This is a genomic window from Neisseria sp. P0008.S010, assembly GCF_051962715.1.
Classification (GTDB): Bacteria; Pseudomonadota; Gammaproteobacteria; order Burkholderiales; family Neisseriaceae; genus Neisseria; species Neisseria elongata.
In genome coordinates, this window is the sequence record NZ_JBQCVA010000069.1 from 1 (window position 1) to 8,051 (window position 8,051).

An 8,051-nucleotide genomic window follows, 5' to 3' on the forward strand; every position below is an offset into this window, starting at 1 on the left:
CTTTCGGGGCTCCGGCCGCAGGGGCGGGGGCGGCCGCAGCAGAACCGGCGGTTTCCACTTCGATAATCGGCGCGCCTTCGGATACTTTGTCGCCCACTTTCACCAGCACGGCCTTCACCACGCCGGCAGCGGTACAGGGCACGTCCATGGTCGCCTTGTCGGTTTCCAGCGTAATCAGCGTGTCGTCCACGGCAACGGTATCACCCACTTTGACTTCGACGGCGATGATGTCCACGTTTTCATGGCCGCCGATGTCGGGGACGGCGACGGTTTCCACTCCGCCGGCAGCGACAGGTGCGGCAGCGGGTGCAGGAGCCGCGGTGGCGGCAGGAGCTTCGGCAACAGGTGCAGCGGGCGCATCGGCCGCGGCTGCGGTTTCCACCAGCAGGATGACGCCGCCTTCGGACACTTTGTCGCCCACTTTGACTTTGACTTCCTTAACCACGCCGGCTGCATCGGCAGGCACGTCCATGGTCGCTTTGTCGGTTTCCAGCGTAATCAGGGTGTCGTCCACGGCAATGGTGTCGCCGGCTTTGACTTCTACGGCGATGATGTCCACATTTTCATGACCGCCGATATCGGGTACTTTGATTTCTACGATGCTCATTGAGCCTTCCTTTTGTATCTTGTGATGCCGTCTGAAAATAAGAAGCCTTTTTCAGACGGCCTGATTGATTCCTTTTCAGACGGCCTTCCAATCAATGTCAGGCCGTCTGAAAGCCGCTTAACGTTTCCAGCTTGGCGCGGTATCGGTTTTAACACCGTATTTCTCAATCGCCTGCTGAACCGTTTCCTTACCGATTTTGCCCTGGTCGGCCAAGGCGCTGAGCGCGGTAACCGCGATATTGTAGCGGTCCACTTCGAAGAACGAGCGCAGGTTGGCGCGGCTGTCGGAGCGGCCGAAACCGTCCGTACCCAACACATGATAATCATTGGGGATATACGCACGGATGCGGTCGGCGAAACTGCGGACATAATCCGTGGCGGCGACCACCGGGCCTTCGTGGCCTTGCAGTTGGCTGGTAACGAACGGCAGTTTGTTCTCTTCCAGCGGGTGCAGGCGGTTGTAGCGTTCCACTTCGATGGCGTCGCGGTGCAGCAGGTTGAAGGACGGGCAGGACCAAACGTCCGCATCCACGCCGAAATCCTGTTTCAACAAATCGGCGGCAGCCAGCACTTCTTGGAAAATCGTACCCGAACCCATCAGCTGAACTTTTTTGCCGCCTTTTTCACCGGCTTTGAAGAGATACATACCTTTCAGGATTTCTTCTTCGATGCCTTCGCGTTGCGGCAGGGCGGGATGGGTGTAGTTCTCGTTCATCAGTGTGATGTAGAAGAATACGTCTTCGTTGTCCACATACATCCGTTGCAGGCCGCTGTGAACAATCACCGCCACTTCGTAAGAGAAAGTCGGGTCGTAGGACATGCAGTTCGGAATCAGGTCGGCCTGAATCTGGCTATGGCCGTCTTCGTGCTGCAAACCTTCGCCGTTCAGCGTCGTCCGGCCGGCTGTGCCGCCCAGCAGGAAGCCGCGCGCATGCATATCGCCTGCCGCCCAGGCCAAATCGCCGACACGCTGGAAGCCGAACATAGAATAATAAATGTAGAACGGAATCATGGCGAAACGGTTGTTCGCATAACTGGTCGAAGCCGCAATCCAGTCGGCCATCGCACCCGGTTCGTTGATGCCTTCCTGCAAAATCTGACCGTCTACCGATTCCTTATAGAACATCAGCTGGTCTTTATCCTGCGGCGTGTACTGCTGGCCTTTCGGATTCCAGATGCCGTATTGGCGGAACATGCCTTCCATACCGAAGGTACGGCTTTCGTCAGGTACAATCGGTACGATACGTTTGCCGATTTGCTTGTCTTTCAACAGAGTGGCCAACACGCGGACAAATGCCATTGTGGTTGAAAATTCGCGGTCGCCGCTGGATTGCAACTGTGCGTCGAAATCGGCCAAAGCAGGAATCGGCAATGCTTCGTTGTTCGGGTTGCGCTGCGGCAGATAACCGCCCAAGGCGTTGCGGCGTTCGCGCAGATACTTCATCTCTTCGCTGTCTTCGGCGAAACGGATATAGGGCAGGTCGCCGCTCTCGATTTGCTCGTCGGTTACCTTGATGCCGAAACGGTCGCGGAACTGTTTCAACGAATCCTTGTCCATTTTTTTCGCTTGGTGGGCAACGTTTTGTGCTTCGCCGGATTGGCCCATGCCGTAACCTTTAATGGTTTTGGCCAGAATTACGGTCGGACGGCCGTCCGCGTTATTCACAGCTTCATAATAAGCCGCATATACTTTGTGCGGGTCGTGGCCGCCGCGGTTCAATGCCCAGATTTCGTCATCGGACATATTGGCCACCAAGGCTTTCAGCTCGGGCGTGTTGAAGAAATGTTCACGGACATATGCACCGTCTTTGGATTTATAAGTCTGGTAGTCGCCGTCCAGACATTCGTTCATGCGGTTTTTCAGTGCGTTATTGGTGTCGCGTGCCAGCAGTGCATCCCAGCGGCTGCCCCAAATCACTTTCAATACATTCCAGCCGGCACCGCGGAAGTTGCCTTCCAATTCCTGGATAATTTTGCCGTTGCCGCGAACCGGGCCGTCCAAACGTTGCAGGTTACAGTTGATGACGAAAATCAGGTTATCCAAACCTTCGCGTGCCGCCAATGCGATTGCGCCTTGGCTTTCCGGCTCGTCCATTTCACCGTCGCCGCAGAATACCCAAACCTTGCGGCCTTTGGTTTTACTCAAACCGCGTGAGTCCAGATATTTCAGGAAGCGCGCCTGATAAATCGCCATCAGCGGGCCCAAGCCCATCGATACGGTCGGGAACTGCCAGAAGTCGGGCAGCAGGTGCGGGTGAGGGTAAGACGGTAGACCGTTACCGCCGACTTCCTGACGGAAATTATCCAATTGTTCGTCTGTCAGACGGCCTTCTACATAGGCACGGGCATAGATGCCGGGAGCGGAGTGGCCTTGTACGAATACCAAATCTCCTTCTTCGCCTTCGCCTTTGGCACGCCAGAAGTGGTTGAAGCCGACATCATACAAAGTGGCAGCAGATTGGAAGGAGGCGATATGGCCGCCCAGTTCCAAATCTTTTTTGCCCGCGCGCAGTACCATGGCAGCCGCATTCCAGCGGATGATGGAGCGAATGCGGTGTTCCAGCTCGTGATTGCCGGGCGATTTCTGCTCTTTGCCTACCGGAATCGTATTCAAATAGGCGGTAGTCGCGTCAAACGGCATGTGTATGCCGCGGCGGCGGGTGTATTTCACCAGATTTTCCAGCAGGAAATGCGCTCGCTCGGTGCCTTCGCTTTCCAGCACGGAGCTTAAGGCATCTAACCATTCCTGAGTTTCAATCGGATCGATGTCGTTAATTTGGTTGGACATGGATAATCCCTTCAGTGGAGAGTTACGGAACACGGCACAACGCCGCGATGTTGAGTTTGCGGACATGGAGGCCGTCTGAAATTTTCCCTAACGGCCGAAAGACGGACGAAAAGGGGTTGATTGAAGTAATATGTATAGCTTTCAAAAGCTTGTTAAACAAAGTTTTTGAAACGGTTGTTAAAGCGTTTTTTAGCGATACATTTTCGCGCCGAAATGCTATCAGTTATCGGCAGGGCTTGCAAACCGTCATGGGCCATATTTGTGCGGAATCAAAAAAGCATACCGCAGCAAAGAGGGTATTTTTTCTTTTTCAAACTTCCGATAGCTGAAATACAGTCCGGTTATTGTTCGATAAAGAATAAATAAATCAAAAAAGAAAATTTACCGCCGATGCGGTAAAGATGCTTTCAGACGGCCTTTTAAGGTTAAAAAAAGTAAAGAGTCAGTCTGCCGACTCATCCGTTTTCCGCTGCCGCTTGAGTAGGATGAGGACTGCGCCGTCATTATTTTTATGCGGTTCGGCGTAGGCCAAAACGTCGGGATGCATCATCAGCCAACGGCGGACCAGGTTCTTCAACTTTGGCTGATACCCGGAGGAACCCAATCCGCTGCCATGGATAATTTCCCCGCACACCCCCCGCCGTTGGACGAAAGCAATAAATTCGTTCAATACCTGCTGGGCTTCTTCTTGTGTGTAGCCGTGCAGGTCGACATCGGCAATAACAGGGTAATAGCCGCTTTGCAGGCGTTTGATGTCGTTTTGACCGCGCCCGTTTTTGCTGAATGAAGAGGGTATGTCGAGCCATTGCCCGTCCCCGATATAAAAGTAGCCGTCTTCCAAAGATTTTCCATCGTCTTTGGGGCGCGGTTTGATAGGGGATAAATCGCGCGGTTGCTCATAACGGCCGCTGCCGCTTTTCAGGGGTTTGACATCGGCCATCATGGCCGAAAAATCTATTTGCTTATTTTGTTCGCTTTGCACCGCCTGCTGTTTTGCGACCTGTTTTTCCGCTGTTTTCCGCGCCTGTTTTCCAAGGTCTTTTAAAATGGCTTGAAAATCGTTGTTTGAATTCATGGGGATGGTTTTAAGTGAAAGTTGATGACCGTATGAGGTCGTTTTTTGTTTTTCAAAAAGGCCGTCTGAAAACATATGCCGGGATACGGACAATGGTTTTCGGACGGCCTCTACTATATGCTTATTTGACTGTCTGCATCAATGATGGATGGCTTGTTCCATTGCTAGCCTCTCTTGCCGTTCTGCCTCGGCAGCCTCACGTTCGCGTCGGGTGGTCTGACGCATCATATACCAGTTCATGATGATAACCAAAGTACCGACGATTGCAATGATGATGGTGGCCAACACGTTCATTTGCGGATCAAGCCCGCGTTTGATTCTGGAGAAAATCACTTGCGGCAGGGTGGATGAGCCGGGACCGGACAAGAACGAGGTAATCACCAAATCATCCAGTGACAAGGTAACGCCAAGCAGAAAGCCGGAAACTATGGCCGGCATAATCAGCGGCAGGGTAATCACGAAAAAAATCTTCAACGGGCGCGCACCCAAATCCATAGCCGCTTCTTCCAAAGACTGGTCAAGCTCGGCCAGACGGGCACGGATGACAACGGTAATATAAGCCATACATAGGGTGGCATGGCCGAGGAAAATGGTAAAAAAGCCGTTACCGAACGAAGAAGTGTTTCCGAAAATGCCTTGCAGCATGGTTTGCACTTGGATAATCAGCAGCAGCATCGACAGGCCGGTAATCACGTCGGGCATAACCATGGGTGCCGATACCATACCGGCAAACAAGGTACTGCCGTGGAAACGTTTAATCCGAGCCAATGCATAACCGGCTAAAGTACCGAGTACTGTGGCGGCTAAGGAGGAAACAACGGCTATGCGGAGTGACAACCATGCAGCCTCCAAGATTTGGTCGTTATTCAGCAGCTTGGCATACCATTTAGTAGAAAAACCACCCCAGATGGTAACGAGCTTCGAATCGTTGAAGGAGTAGACTACCAATACAATCAAAGGGATGTAGAGAAAAGCCAGGCCGAGGAAAAGCATTGCTTTTAAAAACCAAGACAACTTCTGTTTGTTAGCCATTTTTCCCTCCTTCTTCCAATTGGCGGTTTTCATAACGGTGGTAGAAGGTGATCGGCACGACCAGCAACAGCACCATAACCACAGCCAAGGCGGAAGCCAAAGGCCAGTTATTCTGCTCAAAGAAAGTCATCCACAATACTTTGCCAATCATGAGGTTATCCGATCCGCCAACCAAGTCCGGGATAACGAACTCACCCACAGCCGGAACGAAAACCAACATCGATCCTGCCACGATGCCGGTTTTCGACAGGGGCAGGGTAATGGAGAAGAAGGTTTTAATCGGGCCGGCACCCAAGTCGGAAGCGGCTTCCAGCAATCTGCTATCGAGTTTGATCAGTTGGGTGTAAAGCGGCAGGATCATAAACGGCAGGTAGGCGTAAACCATCACCAGCTGGAGTGAAAAGGCGTTGTAGAACATATTCAGCGGTTCATCAATGATGCCGTACTTGATCAGCAGGTGGTTAATGATACCGTTGGAAGTAAGCAACCCCATCCAAGCGTAAACACGCAGCAGGAAGGAAGTCCAGAAAGGCAACATGATCGCCAGCAACAGGCCGTTCCGGTAGGCCGGTTTGGCACGCGAAATGGCATAAGCCATCGGATAGCCGAGTAAAAGGCAGATCAGGGTGGTAACAAAGGCTGTCTTCAGCGACGACCAATAGGTTCGCAGATACATATTGCTGTCACCATCATCAGGCGACAGCCCCAGCATTTGCGACAGTGTACCGCCGAAATTCTGGAAGATATCTTTATAATTCTGCGTAACGATATGCAGAGTCTGCTTACCTGTTTCCGGATCGGTTACAAATAAATCGGTGTACGGCGGGATTTTAATATCCTGCTCGGCGAAGCTGATTTTCAGGACGATAAAAAAAGGTATCAAAAACAGCAGCAGCAGCCAAACATATGGGATGCCGATAACCAATTTCCGTCCCGGACGCAGACGGCGTTTGATATTGACGGACATTTCAGACGGCCTCCTAGCGGGTTAGGGGGGTAGGCTGGTTTTCCGGCCAGTCGAGGTACACTTCATCACCCCAAGTGGGCGGCGTAATGTTGCGCACATACCAGTAAGGGGCGGGTACTTGGCTTTTGATGATGCGTCCGCTCTGCATTTGTACGTGATAAATCGCAAAACTACCCAAGTACGCAATTTCTTTTACCGTGCCTTTCGCCCAGTTGTAGGTATCGCGGTGCGCTGGTTTTTCTTTGTGTAAATCAATATCTTCGGGGCGGATGCTGACCCAGATGGTTTGACCGACTTTTCCATCAAAATTTTGGTCGGTGTAGATTTTACTGGGCAGTTCGTCACATTCGATTAGGGCATGCCCTTCATCTTTGTGCACCACTTTCCCTTCAAAAATATTGGTTTCGCCGATGAATTCTGCGGTAAAGCGGCTGTTGGGATAATCGTAGATGTTGCTTGGTGTATCCACTTGTTGCAGCTCGCCGTCAGACATAATCGCCACACGGGTAGCCATGGTCATGGCTTCTTCCTGGTCGTGGGTAACCATAATGCAGGTTACACCCACTTTTTCCAAAGTATTGACCAGTTCAAGCTGGGTTTGCTGACGCAGTTTTTTATCCAATGCACCCAAAGGCTCGTCCAATAACAGCAGTTTCGGACGCTTGGCTAGAGAACGTGCGAGTGCCACACGCTGTTGCTGGCCGCCTGAGAGTTGGTGCGGCTTGCGTTTGGCGTATTTGGTCATTTGCACCAGGCGGAGCATTTCTTCGACCCGCGCATTGATTTCATCGGCAGGCAATTTGTCTTGTTTCAAACCGAATGCGATGTTCTGCTCAACCGTCATATGCGGGAAGAGGGCGTAGCTTTGGAACATCATGTTGATCGGACGCTCATAGGGGGCGAGGGCGGTAATATCCTGGCCGTCCAGGATGATGCTGCCTTCACTCGGGGTTTCCATGCCGGCCAGCATGCGCAGCAGGGTTGATTTTCCGCTGCCGGAACTGCCCAGTAAGGCGAAAATTTCATGCTGTTGGATGTCAAGATTGATTTGGCGGACGGCAAAAGTGCTGCCGAATTTTTTAACCAGGCCTTTGATTTGCAGATAGGGCTGGGCGGCGGGTTCTGTGGTCATCTTTAATGCTCCAAAGAAACTCGATACCGGCTGGAACGGAACTCGAAGAGGTGAATACGGGTCGGTCGTACAGGTTGGGTATCCTTCCGGTACGAACGGGCTGCGTAAGGTGTTCTAAAAAACCGCTCATTATATTGGTGGATAAGCCTTGGGGGCAAACAAAATTATCCCGTGCTGCGGATATTTTGGGCCGGCAGTTTGTTTGCGGGACAAAATGCAACAATCCCATACATTGTTTCTTTTGGCCCGATATAACTAAGCCGATGATTGGTGTTTGAAAAATATCCTTTTCTGCCCTTTTGCTTCTTGATTTAGGAATAATAAATCGACTGTAAGCCCTGATAACGCCCCTTGTCTAATTATATAAATATTTAACAATAGACCTCTTGCGAAAGTATCCTGAAGATTTACAATTTCCAAATGAAATACGAAAACCTAATCCAAAGAAGCA

6 protein-coding genes are annotated in these 8,051 nt (G+C 51.5%); all 6 read right to left on the minus strand.

Features of this window, described 5'->3' with window-relative positions; translation table 11 throughout:
- Positions 1-607, minus strand: a 607-nt coding sequence (locus ACTHSL_RS11850; protein WP_440381558.1) for a biotin/lipoyl-containing protein, incomplete at its 3' end; no start/stop codon positions are given.
- Between the two features lie 117 nt (positions 608-724).
- Complete coding sequence (gene aceE / locus ACTHSL_RS11855; RefSeq protein WP_440381559.1) at positions 725-3,394, minus strand: pyruvate dehydrogenase (acetyl-transferring), homodimeric type; 2,670 nt, start codon at positions 3,392-3,394, stop codon at positions 725-727.
- Between the two features lie 442 nt (positions 3,395-3,836).
- Entirely contained in the window at positions 3,837-4,469 is a 633-nt protein-coding gene (locus ACTHSL_RS11860; protein ID WP_440381560.1) for a Smr/MutS family protein, read from the minus strand.
- 138 nt (positions 4,470-4,607) lie between these two features.
- Positions 4,608-5,501, minus strand: a complete 894-nt coding sequence (locus ACTHSL_RS11865; RefSeq protein ID WP_440381561.1) for an ABC transporter permease subunit — start codon at positions 5,499-5,501, stop codon at positions 4,608-4,610.
- Positions 5,494-6,468: an ABC transporter permease subunit gene (locus tag ACTHSL_RS11870; protein WP_440381562.1), complete on the minus strand. Its 975-nt coding sequence runs from the start codon at positions 6,466-6,468 to the stop codon at positions 5,494-5,496. The genes ACTHSL_RS11865 and ACTHSL_RS11870 overlap by 8 nt, the downstream gene beginning before the upstream one ends.
- A 13-nt stretch (positions 6,469-6,481) precedes the next feature.
- Positions 6,482-7,600 (minus strand): ABC transporter ATP-binding protein, encoded by a 1,119-nt coding sequence (locus tag ACTHSL_RS11875; protein WP_440381563.1) that lies wholly within the window; start codon positions 7,598-7,600, stop codon positions 6,482-6,484.
- Positions 7,601-8,051 lie beyond the last annotated feature (451 nt).